A 15,186-nucleotide genomic window follows, 5' to 3' on the forward strand; every position below is an offset into this window, starting at 1 on the left:
CCTGCGACCACGAGCACGACCACGGCCACAGCCACGACCGCGGGGCCGCACCCCCAGCAGAGGGTGCGGCCCCGCCGTCGTACCGCTGACGCGCTACCCCCAGCCGCCCCCGTTCCCGGCCCCGCCCCCGTTACCGTTCGCGTTCCCGTTGGCCCCGCCGTTTCCCTGGCCCTGGATGACGTTCCCGGGGAGGGAGAACGTCGGCGTCGGGAAGGTGCCGCCGGGGGCGCCGGCGGTGGTGTCACCCGTGGCGGCCGTGCCCGGCGTGCCCCCGTCCGCCGGGCCGCCGATCAGTCCGCCGATCAGGTGTCCCGTCGTGCCCCCGTTGTTGCCGTCGTCCCTCCCCCCTCGTCCTTTTCCCTGATCATCACCCTCGTGGGTGGCGTCGGGGATATCGACCAGGTGGAAGTCCTCCACCGCCTTGCCCTCCAGGGCGCCGCTCATCATGTCCCGCCAGATCGGGCCCGGGACCTCACCGCCGTAGACCTTGTCGTGCGGGACGCCGCCGATGGTGATGTTGGTCATCTTGCGCTTGTGCTGCGGGTCGCCGACCCACACCGCGCCCGCCATGTTCGGGGTGTAGCCGACGAACCAGGCCGCGAAGCGCTCGTCCGTCGTACCCGTTTTGCCCGCGCTCGGGCGGCTGCCGAGGCCGGCCTCCTGGCCCGTGCCGTCCTCGACCACGCCCTTGAGGAGCGTGCTGACCGTGTCCGCGGTCTTCTCCGACATCGCCCGCGAGCAGGTCGACTTCGGCACCTGGAGGGACTTCTGGTCGCTGCCGACCTTCTGGGTGATCGACTCGATGGCGACCGGCGTGCAGTACATCCCGCGCGCGGCGAAGGTGGCGTACGCGTTCGCCATGGTCAGCGGCGAGACCTCCTGGGTGCCGAGCGCGATGGACGGTGCCTGCTGGATCGCGTGGCCGTCCGCGCGCTGCACGCCCATCTTCTTGGCCATGCCGACCACCGGGCAGATGCCGATGTCGCTGATCAGCTGCACGTAGTAGGTGTTGACCGACTTCGCGGTCGCCTCCTTCATGCCGTACGGGCCGTGCTCCGACTCGTTCTCGTTGGTCAGCTTGGACGGCTTGTTCGGGTCGTCGCGCCACATCTTGCCGTCGCACGCGGACACCGGGCTCGGGTACGGCATCTCGTACGGCGACGAGTACTCCTGTGTCGGGGGTTTGCCGCCTTCCACGGCCGCCGCGGCGACGATCGGCTTGAACGTGGAACCGGGCTGGTACCCGGCGCCGCCGCCCATGTCCGAGTTGACGGACAGGTTGATCGTCGTCTCGTCGTTCTTGATGTTGACGCCGTACGGGCGGGACTGGCCCATCGCGAGGATCTTGCCGGTGCCGGGCTCGACGATGGTCGCGGCGGTGGCCACGGCGTCGCTCTTGTAGACGTGGTCCTTGATGGACGCCTGCGCGGACTTCTGGGCCTGCGGGTCGAGCGTCGTACGGATCGTCAGGCCGCCCTGGTTCCAGAGCTTGGCCCGCTGCTCCCTGGTCTTGCCGAAGACCGGGTCGGTGAGGACGACCTGGCGGACGTAGTCACAGAAGAAGCCGGCGCCCTTCACCGCGGTGATGCAGCCGTTCTTGGGGCGGCTGGTGTGCAGGCCGAGCGGCTTCTCCTGGGCCTGGTCGGCCTCCTTGCGGGAGATGTCGCCCAGCTCCGCCATGCGCTGCAGGACGGTGTTGCGCCGCTTGGTGGCCTCCGCCTCGTCGTTCACCGGGTCGTACCGGCTCGGGGACTGGACGATGCCGGCCAGCAGCGCCGATTCCTGCAGGTTCAGGTCCTTGGCGTGCTTGGAGAAGTACCGCTGGGAGGCGGCCTCGACACCGTAGGCCTGCTCGCCGAAGAAGGTGATGTTCAGGTAGTTCTCGAGGATCTTCTTCTTGCCGAGCTTGTCCTCGATCTGGATCGCGTACTTCAGCTCGCGGATCTTGCGGCCCAGGGTCTGCTGGGTGGCCTCGGCGACCTTGGTCGGGTCGTCGCCGGCCTCCTCGATGAAGTAGTTCTTCACCAGCTGCTGGGTGAGCGTGGAGGCGCCCTGGGCGACGCCGCCCTCCCGCGCGTTCTTGTTCAGGGCGCGCAGGACGCCCTTGAGGTCGACGGCACCGTGCTTGTAGAAGCGCGAGTCCTCGATCGCGACGATCGCCTTCTGCATGTACGGCGAGATGTCCTTGAGGTCGACCACCGTACGGTCGCGGGAGTAGACGGTCGCGATCTGTTTGCCCTGGTCGTCCAGGATCGTGGTGCGCTGGCTCAGCTGGGGGCTCTTCAGGTTGGCCGGGATCTCGTCGAAACTCTTGACCGACCCCTTGGCCGCGAGGCCCAGCGCGCCGGCCGCGGGCAGCGCGATGCCGGCCATCACGGCTCCGGCGAGCACACTGACACCGAGGAACTTGGCGGCCTGCTGCATGGGCGACAGACCGCCGCCCGAGCGCTTCTTTGGCATGGGGGCAGCCTAATCCGTACTGTTGAGCGTTCCTAAGGAGCGACCGCGTCACGGCACGGCAAAGCGGGGCGTCTGCGTTCCCATTCGCCGGACACGCGCCCAGGCCTTGGCCTAAGCTGCTCTCAACTGTCACAGCAGTGCGGTCACTAGCCATACGTCCGGCGACCCCGAATCGTTCCGGACGCAGCCGGAGATCCTCGGGGAGCACGAGAGCGTCCCGCCGCCCCCGGGAAGAGCCCGATTCCGCCGCGTGTGTCGCCCTGACGCCCCGGTGCGACGTACCACGACTGTCCCGTTTCGCCGGGATGATCACGCATGTCGCCAGCTCACTCCCGCGGGTGATCTGCCGCTTACCCATAGTCCGTTCGGGCCATTCAAGATTGGGCCCGCAGGGGGTGTTGCGCTGTCCCCACCTTCCGTAACGTCCTCAACTGGCGGCGGTGAATATGCCGCTGCCGCCGTGGGGGAGCCTCGATTCGGGAGAGGACGGCGCCGGTATGGGCTGGGTAACCGACTGGAGTGCGCAGGCTGCCTGCCGCACTACCGATCCGGATGAACTGTTCGTTCAGGGAGCAGCGCAGAACAGAGCCAAGGCGGTGTGCACCGGATGTCCGGTACGCACCGAGTGCCTGGCGGACGCGCTGGACAACCGCGTCGAGTTCGGCGTGTGGGGAGGCATGACGGAGCGGGAGCGCCGCGCGCTGCTGCGCCGTCGGCCCACCGTCACCTCGTGGCGCAGACTGCTGGAAACCGCCCGCTCGGAGTACGAGCGGGGCGCCGGGATCGTGCCCCTCGACAGCGACGAGGTGTACGAGCACTACGCGGCGGTGAGCTGAGGACACCCTCCTCGGGCACCTGCCCACGAAAGCGGCGGCCACTGCGTACGGAAGCCGCGCCCCCCTCGTACACGTACGCGTGCGGTGTGTGTATGCGTATGCCACGCGTCTGCGTCGGCCACAGTGTGCGGAGTCACCTCCACCACGTGCCACATGCCGCACCCCCGGCCCTCGTCGCCTGCCGCCCGCGTGTACCGCGCGGGGCGCCGGCGACCGGCCGCTCGCAGCCGCAGTGCTCACCACACCGTCCCACTCGCCGCCGCCCGCGGTCTACGGCTCCTCCGGCCCCCCGGCCGCCAGCCGGTGCCCGATGTCGCGCAGGCCCGCGAGGTCGTGGACGTCGCCGGGCAGTGCGGGTACCTCGACCACCGCCACCTCGGGGTGGCGGGCGGTGAAACGGTCCCGCGTGCGCTGCTCGCGTGAGAGCAGCTGCATGCGGTCGGCGTGCAGCCTGAGCAGACCCGCGGTGAGCTGGTCGACGGAGCGTTCCGTGTCGGCGGGGGAGCCTTCCTCGGAAGCGGTGACTGCGGCCTCGGGTGCGGGAGATTGTGAACTGCCGTACGTGTCGGGAGAGTTACGAAGTCCAGCTTTCCCGCCCCCCTGATCGACAATGCGGGGGTCCTCAAGATTTTCCGCGGCGGCGAGCGCCCGCTCGGCCGACAGCCGGCCGGCGCCGCTGCCGTGGACCCGGTTGAGCACCAGACCCATCAGCGGCATGTCCTCCGCGGCCAGCCGCTGCACGAAGTACGCCGCCTCGCGCAGCGCGTCCCGCTCCGGCGCCGCCACCACGAGGAACGCCGTACCGGGCGCCTGGAGCAGCTTGTAGGTGGCGTCCGCGCGTGTGCGGAAACCGCCGAATGTGGTGTCCATCGCTGCCACGAACGTCTGGACGTCCTTCAGCAGCTGACCACCCAGCAGCTTGCCCAGTGTGCCGGTCATCATCGACATGCCGACGTTGAGGAACGCCATCCCCGCGCGGCCGCCGAGCTTCGCCGGAGCGGTCAGCAGGCGGATGAGCCGGCCGTCCAGGAAGGAGCCGAGCCGCTTGGGCGCGTCCAGGAAGTCCAGCGCGGAGCGGGAGGGCGGGGTGTCGACCACGATCAGGTCCCACTCGTCCCTGGCCCGCAGCTGGCCCAGCTTCTCCATCGCCATGTACTCCTGCGTGCCCGCGAAGCCGGCCGAGAGCGACTGGTAGAACGGGTTCGCCAGGATCGCGGCGGCCCGCTCGGGGTCCGCGTGCGCCTCCACGACCTCGTCGAAGGTGCGCTTCATGTCGAGCATCATGGCGTGCAGCTCGCCGTCGCCCTCGGTGCCCTTCACCCGGCGGGGCACGTTGTCCAGGGAGTCGATGCCCATCGACTGGGCCAGCCGCCTGGCCGGGTCGATGGTCAGCACGACCACCTTGCGGCCCCGCTCGGCCGCCCTGAGCCCGAGGGCCGCCGCGGTCGTCGTCTTGCCGACCCCGCCGGCGCCGCAGCACACCACGATCCGCGTCCTCGGGTCGTCCAGCAGCGGGTCCACGTCCAGCACGCGCGCGGGGGAGAGGCGGCGGCCCTGCTCGGGCCCCGCCGCCGTCTCGGATGCCTCGGCCGGGTCCGCACTCATGACAACCCCTGCTTCCGCAGCTCGGTGGCGAGTTCGTACAGGCCCGCGAGGTCCATGCCCTCGGCGAGCAGCGGCAGTTCGTGCAGCGGCAGGCCCAGTTCGCCCAGGACCGCGCGCTGCTCCTGCTCCAGCGTGTACCGCTCGGCGTACTCCGCGGCCTGGGTCAGCAGCGGGTCCACCAGCTTCTCGGCGTTCCCACCGCGCCGGGCCCCGCCCAGACCGGCCGCCGAGAGCGCCTGTGCAACCGATGAACGGTCCACGGTCCGTACGAGTTCCAGGTCCGCCGCGTCCAACACCTCCGGCCGGACCATGTTCACGATGACCCGGCCCACCGGCAGCCGGGCCGCGCGGAGTTCGGCGATGCCGTCGGCGGTCTCCTGGACCGGCATCTCCTCCAGCAGCGTCACCAGGTGCACCGCCGTCTCCGGCGACTTCAGCACCCGCATCACGGCCTGCGCCTGATTGTGTATCGGGCCGATCTTCGCGAGGCCCGCCACCTCGTCGTTGACGTTCAGGAAGCGGGTGATGCGGCCGGTCGGCGGGGCGTCCATGACGACGTAGTCGTATACGAACCGTCCGGACCTGTCCTTGCGGCGCACGGCCTCGCACGCCTTGCCGGTCAGCAGGACGTCTCTGAGCCCGGGGGCGACGGTGGTGGCGAAGTCGATCGCGCCGAGCTTCTTCAGGGCCCTGCCCGCACCGCCGAGCTTGTAGAACATCTGGAGATAGTCCAGAAGGGCCAGTTCGGGGTCGATCGCGAGGGCGTACACCTCGCCTCCGCCCGGAGCGACCGCGATCTTCCGCTCCTCGTAGGGAAGCGCTTCCGTCTCGAAGAGCTGCGCGATGCCCTGCCGGCCCTCGACCTCCACGAGAAGCGTCCGCTTCCCCTCGGTCGCGAGGGCCAGCGCGAGTGCGGCGGCGACCGTCGTCTTTCCGGTCCCGCCCTTGCCGCTGACGACCTGGAGCCTGCTCACACCTTCGAGACTAACCAGTCCTGCCGACACTCACGCGGGAGGCTGTGGATAACGGGGTCCGTGGTGGGCCGCCGGCCCCCCGTGCCGCAGCGGCTACAGTCGCCCCCATGACCAAGAAGTGGGAATACCAGACCGTGCCGCTGCTCATCCACGCCACCAAGCAGATCCTGGACAGCTGGGGCGATCAGGGCTACGAGCTCGTGCAGGTCGTCCCGGGTCCGAACCCGGAGTCGCTCGTGGCCTACCTCAAGCGCGAGAAGCAGGAGAAGGCGGCGTGAGCGCGGTCGAGAACAAGCTGGCCGAACTGGGCCTGAGCCTGCCGGACGTCGTACCGCCGCTGGCCGCGTACCAGCCGGCCGTGCGGTCCGGCGCGTACGTCTACACCTCCGGCCAGCTGCCGATGGTGGAGGGCCGGCTGCCGGTCACCGGCAAGGTGGGCGCCGAGGTCACGCCGGAGGAGGCCAAGGAGCTGGCCCGCACCTGCGCGCTGAACGCCCTGGCCGCCGTGAAGTCCGTCGCCGGTGACCTGGACCGCATCGCGCGCGTGGTGAAGGTCGTCGGGTTCGTCGCCTCGGCCGCCGACTTCACCGGGCAGCCGGGTGTCGTCAACGGTGCCAGCGAACTGCTCGGCGAGGTCCTGGGCGACAAGGGCGTGCACGCCCGCAGTGCGGTCGGCGTCGCGGTGCTGCCGCTGGACGCGCCGGTCGAGGTCGAGATCCAGGTGGAACTCGCTCACTGACCCGCCGCTGACCCGCTGACCTCGGGCACCTCTCGAACATTCGCCCTACAGGGGATAGCCTCCGGCCATGGCGAACGGTCAGTGGTATCCCCCGGAGTGGCCCGACCGCATCCGCGCGCTCGCGGCAGGCACCCTCACCCCGGTGACCCCCAGGCGCGCGGCCACGGTGCTGCTGCTGAAGGACACCCCGGCCGGACCGGTCGTCCACATGCTGCGCAGACGCGCCTCCATGGCCTTCGCCGGAGGCGCGTACGCGTATCCCGGGGGTGGTGTCGACCCGCGTGACGACGACCGCCGGATCCGCTGGGCCGGCCCCCCGCGCGCGTGGTGGGCCGAGCGGCTCGGCGTCGACGAGGCGGGCGCCCAGGCGATCGCCTGCGCCGCCGTCCGGGAGACCTACGAGGAGGCCGGCGTCCTGCTCGCCGGGCCCGACCCGGACTCGGTCGTCGGCGACACCACCGGCGACGACTGGGAGGCCGACCGCGCCGACCTGGTCGCGCGCGAGCTGTCCTTCGCCGAGTTCCTCGACCGACGCGGCCTGGTCCTGCGCTCGGACCTGCTGGGCGCCTGGACCCGCTGGATCACCCCGGAGTTCGAGGCCCGCCGCTACGACACCTGGTTCTTCGTGGCCGCCCTCCCCGAGGGGCAGCGCACCCGGAACGCCTCCACGGAGGCCGACCGCGCGGTGTGGATCCGCCCCGAGGAGGCCGCCGCCGGGTACGACGAGGGCGAGCTGCTGATGATGCCGCCCACCATCGCCACGCTGCGCCAGCTGGTGCCCTACGGCAGTGCCGCCGAGGCGCTGGCCGGCGCGCCCGCACGCGACATGACCCCGGTGCTGGCCCGGGCCCGCCTCGAGGACGGCGAGCTCGTCCTGTCCTGGCCGGGGCACGACGAGTTCACCAAGCACGTCCCGACCGCCCCGGAGCCGGCCCCCACGCCCGCTCCGGAGGCCTCGCAGCCGGCCTCTACGCCCGCTCCGGGGCCTTCCGAGCCGGCCCCCGCGTCCGCTCCGAAGGCCCCGGAGGCCCGCACGTCCGCTGCGAAAGCCCCCAGGCCCGCCCCGACGCCCGCTGAGACCACCGGTGGAGGCCTCGTATGACCGACGCAAGCGCTCTGCCGGGCCAGCCCCGGGGCGGTGTCTCCTCGGGCCCGGCCACCGCGCGCGCGGTCAACGTCCTCGCGCCGAACGCCTCCGCGATGACCCTGGACGGCACCAACACCTGGATCGTCGCCGAGCCCGACTCCGAGCTGGCCGTGGTGATCGACCCCGGCCCGCTGGACGACGGCCATCTGCGCAACGTCGTGGACACGGCGGAGAAGGCCGGCAAGCGCATAGCCCTGACCCTGCTCACCCACGGCCACCCCGACCACGCCGAGGGCGCCGCCCGGTTCGCCGAGCTGACCGCCACGCGCGTGCGTGCCCTCGATCCGGCGCTGCGTCTCGGCGACGAGGGCCTGGCCGCCGGGGACGTGATCAGCGTCGGCGGCCTGGAGCTGAGGGTCGTACCGACGCCCGGGCACACCGCGGACTCGCTGTCCTTCCACCTCCCGGCCGACCGGGCGGTGCTGACCGGCGACACCGTCCTCGGGCGCGGTACGACGGTCGTGGCACACCCCGACGGCCGGCTCGGCGACTACCTGGACACGCTGCGACGGCTCAGGTCCCTGACGGTGGACGACGGCGTGCACACCGTCCTGCCCGGCCACGGGCCGGTCCTGGACGACGCGCAGGGCGCCGTCGAGTTCTACCTCGCCCACCGCGCCCACCGGCTCGCCCAGGTGGAGACCGCGGTCGAGAACGGCTATCGCACGGCGGCCCAGGTCGTCGCTCACGTGTACGCCGACGTGGACCGCTCGCTGTGGCCGGCGGCGGAACTGTCGGTCCGCGCGCAGATGGACTACCTGAGCGAGCACGGGCTGATCTAGGCCGGGCGGGGTGCCTTGACGTCGTGCACGCGCGCGTACTCGGCGGCGAGCCAGGGGCCCAGCTCGTCGACGTACGACCGCAGCACCTCCGGGTCGCCGACGGGCTCGTAGCCGTACTCGGCCGCCCCGCGCAGCGTCGCGGCCCGCTCCGGGTAGTAGGCGCCGAACACCTCGGCCATCTCCCGCAGGTCGCTGGTCCAGCCCCGCCAGCGGGGCATGACGAGCGTGAAGGCGGTGCGGACGAGGTGGCGGGACATGAACCGGACGAGCGGCCGGCGGCCCTCCTCGGTGTCCTGCGCCCCCGCGATCCGCTCCCGCCAGTGCGGCAGCCACCGCGCGAGGTCGCCGTTGGTCTCGCGGGCCAGCAGGGAGTCGGGGCGGTAGCGGGGCAGGTGGGCGGCCAGGTCGTCGCCTAGCAGCGGCGTGCACAGGCAGGCGACGAACCAGCCCAGGTCGTACCGCTCCGGGTCGCTCAGCAGCCGCTCCCGGCCGTAGAGCAGTGTGCCGACGCCGTCGATCTGCGGGAACTCCTGGTCGAGCGCCTCACCGAGGGCCCGTACGGCCGCCCGGTCGGCGTCGGCCGGTTCCTCGCGCAGGGCGACCAGCAGGTCCAGGTCGCTGCGCCCCACGCGCGCGGTGCCGCGCGGGATCGACCCGTAGAGGTAGGCGCTGTGCAGGCGCGCGCCGAAGACGTCCGGCAGCCGGTCGCGGACGGCGGCCACGACCGGTCGGAAGGCGGGCTGCACGCGCGCGAGGGAGCCCTCGCGGGCCAGCCGGCCCTGGTCGTCGAGGCCCCTAAGGGCGGGAAGCGCGGTCATGGGCCCACTGTGCCGCCCGCGACGGCCCGGGGCAGCCGACTTTCGACGCGGGGCGAGCGGGCGGGCGGGCCGGCGGCTCTGACGTCGGAGGGCGGCTTCCGGGAAACGGTCTCCCCGGAAGCGGGCCCCCGGGTCGTACGGCGGGACCGGCGTCAGCGTGAACGCTTCGCGAGCCGTTCCACGTCGAGCAGGATCACGGCCCGCGCCTCCAGGCGGAGCCACCCGCGCTGGGCGAAGTCCGCCAGCGCCTTGTTCACGGTCTCGCGGGAGGCGCCGACCAGCTGGGCCAGCTCCTCCTGGGTGAGGTCGTGGACGACGTGGATGCCCTCCTCGGACTGCACGCCGAAGCGGCGGGAGAGGTCCAGCAGGGCGCGTGCCACGCGGCCGGGGACGTCCGAGAAGACCAGGTCGGACATGGCGTCGTTGGTCTTGCGCAGGCGGCGGGCGACGGCCCGCAGCAGGGCGCCGGCCACCTCGGGGCGGGCGTTCAGCCAGGGCTGGAGGTCGCCGTGGCCGAGGCCGAGCAGCTTCACCTCGGTCAGCGCGGTCGCGGTGGCCGTGCGGGGGCCCGGGTCGAACAGCGACAGCTCGCCGATCAGCTCGCCGGGGCCGACGACGGCGAGCATGTTCTCGCGGCCGTCGGGGGAGGTGCGGTGCAGCTTGACCTTGCCCTCGGTGACGACGTACAGCCGGTCCCCGGGGTCGCCCTCGTGGAACAGTGAGTCACCGCGCGCGAGGGTCACCTCACTCATGGAGGCGCGAAGCTCCGCGGCCTGCTCGTCGTCGAGCGCCGCGAAGAGCGGGTTGCGCCGCAGAACGTCGTCCACGAGTTCTCTCCCTTGTCGACCTGCTCAGGGGATCTTTCCCCCGGTGTGCCAGGGGACCGTGTTCCCCATTTTGCCGGACGGTCCAAACAGTGTGATCTGTCACAAGGATGCCGCACAGGTGTCCCGGGGTAAGCGTCAGGGGTCCGATCGGGGGCCGCTGCGCGGGGTCCGGGGCGGATGTCGGTGCCGGGCTTTAGGCTGGCCGGGTGTCCAAAACGCCGGTGAGAGCACAGGACAAGGGGGCTGGGCGGGTGGTTGCACGTCGTGATTCCGCTGTGGGCGAACAGAGCCCCGGAGGAAGTAATAAAAAAGGCAAATCGGCCAAAAAGGTACCCGCCGTCGTGAAGAAGGCCGCGCCCGTCGAAAAGCCCGCCAAGAAGGCCGCGCCGGCCAGGAAGACCGCGCCCGCCAAACAGTCCGCGCCCGCCAAGCAGCCCGCGTCCGCCAAGAACGCCGCGCCCGTCAAGAAGATCGCCGTCAGGCCGCCGTCCGGCGAGTCGCCCACCGCGCTGGTCCGCCGCGCCCGCCGCATCAACCGCGAGCTGGCGGAGGTGTACCCGTACGCCCACCCCGAGCTGGACTTCGAGAACGCCTTCCAGCTGGTGGTCGCCACCGTGCTGTCGGCCCAGACCACCGACCTGCGCGTCAACCAGACCACCCCGGCGCTCTTCGCCAGGTACCCGACCCCCGAGGACCTCGCCGCGGCCAACCCGGAGGAGGTCGAGGAGATCCTGCGCCCCTGCGGCTTCTTCCGGGCCAAGACCAAGTCGGTCATAGGGCTCTCCAAGGCGCTCGTCGAGAACTTCGGCGGCGAGGTGCCCGGAAAGCTGGAGGACCTGGTCACACTGCCCGGCGTCGGCCGCAAGACCGCCTTCGTCGTCCTCGGCAACGCCTTCGGGCGGCCCGGGATCACCGTGGACACCCACTTCCAGCGGCTGGTCCGGCGCTGGCAGTGGACCGAGGAGACCGACCCCGACAGGATCGAGGCCGCCGTCGGCGCGCTCTTCCCGAAGAGCGACTGGACCGACCTGTCCCACCACGTGATCTGGCACGGCCGCCGCATCTGCCACGCCCGCAAGCCCGCCTGCGGCGCCTGCCCCATCGCCCCGCTCTGCCCGGCCTACGGCGAGGGCGAGACCGACCCGGAGAAGGCCCGGAAACTCCTGAAGTACGAGAAGGGCGGCTTCCCCGGGCAGCGGCTCAAGCCCCCGCAGGCCTACCTCGACGCGGGCGGCAAACCCGCCCCGCCCCTGGGTGCCGCGTGACGGAACGATCCCGGGGGCCCCGGGCGTTGGAGAGGGCAGAGCGACGGGGGTGGCGATGACGAGGGCAAGCGACACACAGGACGGTCCGTTGACGCTCAGCAGGGAAGGGCTGCCGGACTGGCTGGAGCCCGTCGTGCGCGCCGCCGAGACGATCCAGCCGCGCCAGCTGAGCAGCTTCCTGCCGCCGGAGAACGGCTCGGGACGCCAGTCGGCCGTGCTGATCCTGTTCGGCGCGGGCGAGCGCGGCCCGGAGCTGCTGCTCATGGAGCGCGCGGGCTCGCTGCGCTCGCATGCCGGCCAGCCGTCCTTCCCGGGCGGCGCCCTGGACCCGGGGGACGGCGATCCGCAGGGCGAGGGGCCGTTGCGGGCCGCGCTGCGCGAGGCGGAGGAGGAGACCGGGCTCGACCCGTCCGGCGTGCAGCTCTTCGGCGTGCTGCCGAGGCTGTACATCCCGGTCAGCAGCTTCGTCGTCACGCCCGTGCTCGGCTGGTGGCGCGAGCCCAGCCCGGTCGGCGTGGTCGACCCGAACGAGACGGCGCGGGTCTTCACGGTGCCCGTGGCGGATCTCACGGACCCCGCCAACCGCGCCACCGCCGTCCACCCCAGAGGCCACAGAGGTCCGGCATTCCTGGTCGAATCGGCGCTGGTGTGGGGTTTCACCGCCGGAGTGATCGACCGCCTGTTGCACTACGCGGGCTGGGAGCGCCCCTGGGACCGCGGGAAGCAGGTCCCGCTCGACTGGCACGCATGACAGGGTGTCGTACGTGAACGTGCTGGACATCCTGTTGCTGGTCGCGGCCGTGTGGTTCGCGGTGGTGGGGTACCGCCAGGGCTTCGTCGTCGGCATCCTGTCGGTGATCGGCTTCCTGGGCGGCGGTCTCGTCGCCGTGTACACGCTGCCCGTCGTCTGGGACGCCGTGACCGGCAAGGCGGAGGTCGGCACCACCGCGGCCGTGGTGGCCGTCGTCGTGGTCATCGTCTGCGCCTCCATCGGCCAGGCCCTGACCACCCACCTCGGCAACAAACTGCGCCGGTACATCACCTGGTCCCCGGCCCGCGCCCTGGACGCCACCGGCGGCGCGCTGGTCAACGTCGTCGCGATGCTCCTGGTCGCCTGGCTGATCGGCTCCGCCCTGGCCGGCACGGCGTTGCCCACGCTGGGCAAGGAGGTCCGCGGCTCCAAGGTGCTCCTCGGCGTCTCCCGGGCGCTGCCCGTGCAGGCCGGCACCTGGTTCGCGGACTTCTCCGCCGTCCTCGCGCAGAACGGCTTCCCGCAGGTCTTCAGCCCGTTCTCCAACGAGCCGATCAAGGACGTGCAGCCGCCCGACCCGGCCCTCGCCGACAGTTCGGTGGCCTTCCGCGCCCAGCGCTCCATCGTCAAGGTCACCGGCACCGCCCAGAGCTGCGGGAAGGTCCTGGAGGGCACCGGCTTCGTCTTCGCCGACCGCCGCGTGATGACCAACGCGCACGTCGTCGGCGGCGTGGACGCCCCGCGCGTGCAGATCGGCGGCGAGGGCCGCAAGTACGACGCGAAGGTCGTGCTCTATGACTGGAAGCGCGACATCGCGGTACTCGACGTGCCGGACCTGAAGGCCAGGTCGCTGCGGTTCACCGGCCAGGACGCGGCCGGCGGTGACGGTGCGATCGTCGCGGGCTACCCCGAGAACGGCTCGTACGACGTGCGTGCCGCGCGCGTGCGCGGGCGCATCACGGCCAACGGCCCGGACATCTACCACCGCGGTACGGTCCGCCGCGATGTCTACTCCCTGTACGCCACCGTCCGCCAGGGCAACTCCGGCGGCCCCCTGCTCACCCCGGACGGCAAGGTGTACGGCGTGGTGTTCGCCAAGTCCCTCGACGACCCGGACACCGGCTACGCCCTCACGGCGGACGAGATCCAGCCCGACGTGGACCGGGGCCGCAGGGCGAACGAACAGGTGGGTACCGACAGCTGCGCGCTGTAGGCGCGGTGGCGCTCAGCCCCGAGGGTGCCGCAGGCGCACCGAGACCCAGCGGGCCCGGCGGCGCAGGATGCGCGGGATCCCCACCCTCAGGTCCGCTTCCGCGAGTTGCGGGGTGCCTCTCTGAGGCGTGCTCAGGCCCGTGGCCGAGCGGCGGTTGCGGGGTGCGTCACTGTAGTCGTGCGTCCAGCCCATACCCCGACGTGTGCCCCCGCCCCAAGGTCGATAACCGCCCGCGCGCCCCCCAATTGGCCTATGCGGCGGGCATGTGGCCGTTCGGGGGACAAGTGTTCAGGAACCGGATACTCCGTGCACCGGATCGGCACCGTTGCGTCACCGGTCGGGCTCGGGGTCCTTCAGCCAGTTGACCAGCTCGGTGTTGAACGCCACCGGGTCCTCCTCGTGCGGGAAGTGACCCAGGCCGTCGAACAGCCGCCAGCGGTACGGCGCTTCGACGTACTCGCCGGAACCGGCCGCGCTGCGCGTGCGGGTCACCGGGTCCAGCGAGCCGTGCAGATGCAGCGTCGGCACCCGCACGGGCCGCTTCATCCGGCGGTAGAACTGCAGGCCGTCCGGGCGGGCCAGGGAGCGCACCAGCCAGCGGTACGGCTCGATCGCGCAGTGCGCGGTGGAGGGGATGCACATCGCCCGCCGGTACGTCTCCACGGTCGCGTCCTCCGGCGGCCGCGGCCCGGACCAGTCGCGGATCAGCCGGCCCGTCAGCGCGCCGTCGTCGGCGGTCAGTTGACGCTCGGGCAGCCAGGGCCGCTGGAATCCCCAGATGTAGGAGTTGGCGGCCGTCTGCCGGGCGTCGCGCAGCATCGCCGCGCGCCAGCGCCGCGGATGGGGCATGGACACCACGGCCAAGCGCCGTACCAGCTTGGGCCGCATGGCCGCCGCCGTCCACGCCAGATAGCCGCCGAGGTCGTGGCCGACCAGCGCGGCGTCCGGCTCGCCGAGCGAGCGGATGACCCCGGTGACGTCCAGGGCGAGGTTGGCGGGGTCGTACCCGCGCGGTGTGCGGTCGCTGCCGCCGACGCCCCGCAGGTCCATGGCCACCGCCCGGTAGCCCGCGTCGGCGAGCGCGGTCAGCTGGTGCCGCCACGTCCACCAGAACTGCGGGAAGCCGTGCAGGAGCAGCACCAGGGGGCCGTCGCCGAGTTCGGCGATGTGGAAGCGCGCGCCGTTCGCGGCGACGTCCCTGTGACTCCAGGGACCTTCGATCCGTACGGCCGTGTGGGCGGCGGGTTCCGTCATGACGACGAGCGTGCCACAGCCTCGATGGCCGCGGGAGTCTGCTCCTCGGTCAGCTCCGGGCGCCGCGGGTGCGGCTTGGCGTTCTGCAGGACGCCCGCGGACTGCTTCACCGAGGCGGCCACCATCTGCGGGCCCTTACTCTTCTTGGCCTTCTTCGCGAACATCACGCCGATCAGCCCGAGGAGTCCGGCGACGAGCACGTTGGCCGCGAAGGACAGCAGGAAGCAGACGGCCAGGTTCCAGCCGCTCCAGGTCCTGATGCCGTACGCCAGCGCGAAGTTGAGCATCGGCAGGGAGAACACCAGCACCGCGCCGGCGGCGGAGAACGCCCCGCCGCTGACCGCGCCGCGCTTCACGTCCTGCTTGAGCTGGGCCTTGGCCAGTGCGATCTCGTCGTGCACCAGCGCCGACAATTCGGTCGTCGCCGAGGCGAACAGCTGGCCGATGCTGCGTTCGGTGCCGACCGGGCTGCCGTCGGGTGCGCTCATCGCGTTCTCCCTCTGAGGTCTGTCGTA

At 71.8% G+C, this 15,186-nt stretch carries 16 protein-coding genes; 8 read left to right on the forward strand and 8 right to left on the reverse strand.

The window, feature by feature from the left end:
* Window positions 1-93 precede the first annotated feature (93 nt).
* Window positions 94-2,460, reverse strand: coding sequence for a transglycosylase domain-containing protein (locus tag ACZ3ZD_RS26815; protein ID WP_467402234.1), 2,367 nt, complete (start codon window positions 2,458-2,460; stop codon window positions 94-96).
* Between the two features lie 497 nt (window positions 2,461-2,957).
* Here ACZ3ZD_RS26815 and wblA point away from each other — a divergent pair, with 497 nt between their 5' ends.
* Window positions 2,958-3,296, forward strand: coding sequence for a transcriptional regulator WblA (gene wblA / locus ACZ3ZD_RS26820; protein ID WP_362111877.1), 339 nt, complete (start codon window positions 2,958-2,960; stop codon window positions 3,294-3,296).
* 270 nt (window positions 3,297-3,566) lie between these two features.
* Here wblA and bagB read toward each other — a convergent pair whose 3' ends face one another.
* Both bagB and bagA read right to left on the reverse strand, forming a co-directional pair.
* Window positions 3,567-4,901, reverse strand: a complete 1,335-nt coding sequence (bagB, locus tag ACZ3ZD_RS26825; RefSeq protein WP_467402240.1) for an ATPase BagB — start codon at window positions 4,899-4,901, stop codon at window positions 3,567-3,569.
* Complete coding sequence (gene bagA, locus ACZ3ZD_RS26830; protein ID WP_467402242.1) at window positions 4,898-5,875, reverse strand: ATPase BagA; 978 nt, start codon at window positions 5,873-5,875, stop codon at window positions 4,898-4,900. The genes bagB and bagA overlap by 4 nt, the downstream gene beginning before the upstream one ends.
* A gap of 107 nt (window positions 5,876-5,982) precedes the next feature.
* Between bagA and ACZ3ZD_RS26835 the strand changes: the two genes are divergently transcribed.
* The 4 genes from ACZ3ZD_RS26835 (at window position 5,983) to ACZ3ZD_RS26850 (ending at window position 8,543) form a co-directional block, all read left to right on the forward strand.
* Entirely contained in the window at window positions 5,983-6,153 is a 171-nt protein-coding gene (locus ACZ3ZD_RS26835; protein ID WP_467402246.1) for a DUF4177 domain-containing protein, read from the forward strand.
* Window positions 6,150-6,614, forward strand: a complete 465-nt coding sequence (locus ACZ3ZD_RS26840) for a RidA family protein (protein ID WP_467402250.1) — start codon at window positions 6,150-6,152, stop codon at window positions 6,612-6,614. The genes ACZ3ZD_RS26835 and ACZ3ZD_RS26840 overlap by 4 nt, the downstream gene beginning before the upstream one ends.
* 67 nt (window positions 6,615-6,681) lie before the next feature.
* Window positions 6,682-7,716: an NUDIX hydrolase gene (locus tag ACZ3ZD_RS26845; RefSeq protein ID WP_467402252.1), complete on the forward strand. Its 1,035-nt coding sequence runs from the start codon at window positions 6,682-6,684 to the stop codon at window positions 7,714-7,716.
* The gene (locus tag ACZ3ZD_RS26850) at window positions 7,713-8,543 is read left to right on the forward strand and encodes an MBL fold metallo-hydrolase (protein ID WP_467402257.1); all 831 of its coding nucleotides are present in this window, start codon (window positions 7,713-7,715) and stop codon (window positions 8,541-8,543) included. Before ACZ3ZD_RS26845 ends, ACZ3ZD_RS26850 begins: the two co-directional genes overlap by 4 nt.
* On the opposite strand, the gene ACZ3ZD_RS26855 is transcribed toward ACZ3ZD_RS26850, so the two are convergent.
* Together ACZ3ZD_RS26855 and ACZ3ZD_RS26860 are read right to left on the reverse strand one after the other, a co-directional pair.
* A complete protein-coding gene (locus tag ACZ3ZD_RS26855; RefSeq protein ID WP_467402260.1) occupies window positions 8,540-9,361 on the reverse strand; it encodes a nucleotidyltransferase domain-containing protein in 822 nt (273 codons plus the stop codon). The two genes, ACZ3ZD_RS26850 and ACZ3ZD_RS26855, sit on opposite strands and share 4 nt — an antisense overlap.
* Before the next feature lie 152 nt (window positions 9,362-9,513).
* Window positions 9,514-10,188 carry a Crp/Fnr family transcriptional regulator gene (locus ACZ3ZD_RS26860; protein WP_014674022.1) on the reverse strand — a complete coding sequence of 225 codons (675 nt, stop codon included), beginning with the start codon at window positions 10,186-10,188 and terminating at the stop codon, window positions 9,514-9,516.
* Window positions 10,189-10,463: 275 nt separating this feature from the next.
* Between ACZ3ZD_RS26860 and nth the strand changes: the two genes are divergently transcribed.
* The 3 genes from nth to ACZ3ZD_RS26875 are packed head-to-tail and all read left to right on the forward strand — an operon-like array spanning window position 10,464 to window position 13,417.
* Window positions 10,464-11,453: an endonuclease III gene (nth, locus tag ACZ3ZD_RS26865; RefSeq protein ID WP_467402265.1), complete on the forward strand. Its 990-nt coding sequence runs from the start codon at window positions 10,464-10,466 to the stop codon at window positions 11,451-11,453.
* 55 nt (window positions 11,454-11,508) lie between these two features.
* Entirely contained in the window at window positions 11,509-12,204 is a 696-nt protein-coding gene (locus ACZ3ZD_RS26870; protein ID WP_467402267.1) for an NUDIX hydrolase, read from the forward strand.
* 13 nt (window positions 12,205-12,217) lie between these two features.
* Window positions 12,218-13,417, forward strand: a complete 1,200-nt coding sequence (locus tag ACZ3ZD_RS26875; RefSeq protein WP_467402271.1) for a MarP family serine protease — start codon at window positions 12,218-12,220, stop codon at window positions 13,415-13,417.
* A 12-nt stretch (window positions 13,418-13,429) separates the two neighbouring features.
* On the opposite strand, the gene ACZ3ZD_RS26880 is transcribed toward ACZ3ZD_RS26875, so the two are convergent.
* The 3 genes from ACZ3ZD_RS26880 to ACZ3ZD_RS26890 all read right to left on the reverse strand — a co-directional run bounded on the left by ACZ3ZD_RS26880 (window position 13,430) and on the right by ACZ3ZD_RS26890 (window position 15,159).
* Complete coding sequence (locus tag ACZ3ZD_RS26880) at window positions 13,430-13,609, reverse strand: hypothetical protein (protein WP_078629584.1); 180 nt, start codon at window positions 13,607-13,609, stop codon at window positions 13,430-13,432.
* 138 nt (window positions 13,610-13,747) lie between these two features.
* Window positions 13,748-14,671 carry an alpha/beta fold hydrolase gene (locus tag ACZ3ZD_RS26885; RefSeq protein WP_467402273.1) on the reverse strand — a complete coding sequence of 308 codons (924 nt, stop codon included), beginning with the start codon at window positions 14,669-14,671 and terminating at the stop codon, window positions 13,748-13,750.
* Window positions 14,668-15,159, reverse strand: a complete 492-nt coding sequence (locus ACZ3ZD_RS26890; protein WP_467402276.1) for a phage holin family protein — start codon at window positions 15,157-15,159, stop codon at window positions 14,668-14,670. The genes ACZ3ZD_RS26885 and ACZ3ZD_RS26890 overlap by 4 nt, the downstream gene beginning before the upstream one ends.
* Window positions 15,160-15,186 lie beyond the last annotated feature (27 nt).

This window comes from Streptomyces sp. NPDC023481, assembly GCF_055560195.1.

Bases quoted from the DNA above. Each gene is read 5' to 3' on its own strand.
- ACZ3ZD_RS26870 (WP_467402267.1), top strand. From the start codon at position 11,509: ATGACGAGGGCAAGCGACACACAGGACGGTCCGTTGACGCTCAGCAGG.
- ACZ3ZD_RS26880 (WP_078629584.1), bottom strand. From the start codon at position 13,609: ATGGGCTGGACGCACGACTACAGTGACGCACCCCGCAACCGCCGCTCG.
- ACZ3ZD_RS26835 (WP_467402246.1), top strand. From the start codon at position 5,983: ATGACCAAGAAGTGGGAATACCAGACCGTGCCGCTGCTCATCCACGCC.
- ACZ3ZD_RS26855 (WP_467402260.1), bottom strand. From the start codon at position 9,361: ATGACCGCGCTTCCCGCCCTTAGGGGCCTCGACGACCAGGGCCGGCTG.
- ACZ3ZD_RS26815 (WP_467402234.1), bottom strand. From the start codon at position 2,460: ATGCCAAAGAAGCGCTCGGGCGGCGGTCTGTCGCCCATGCAGCAGGCC.
- wblA (WP_362111877.1), top strand. From the start codon at position 2,958: ATGGGCTGGGTAACCGACTGGAGTGCGCAGGCTGCCTGCCGCACTACC.
- ACZ3ZD_RS26890 (WP_467402276.1), bottom strand. From the start codon at position 15,159: ATGAGCGCACCCGACGGCAGCCCGGTCGGCACCGAACGCAGCATCGGC.
- ACZ3ZD_RS26850 (WP_467402257.1), top strand. From the start codon at position 7,713: ATGACCGACGCAAGCGCTCTGCCGGGCCAGCCCCGGGGCGGTGTCTCC.
- ACZ3ZD_RS26885 (WP_467402273.1), bottom strand. From the start codon at position 14,671: ATGACGGAACCCGCCGCCCACACGGCCGTACGGATCGAAGGTCCCTGG.
- bagB (WP_467402240.1), bottom strand. From the start codon at position 4,901: ATGAGTGCGGACCCGGCCGAGGCATCCGAGACGGCGGCGGGGCCCGAG.
- ACZ3ZD_RS26845 (WP_467402252.1), top strand. From the start codon at position 6,682: ATGGCGAACGGTCAGTGGTATCCCCCGGAGTGGCCCGACCGCATCCGC.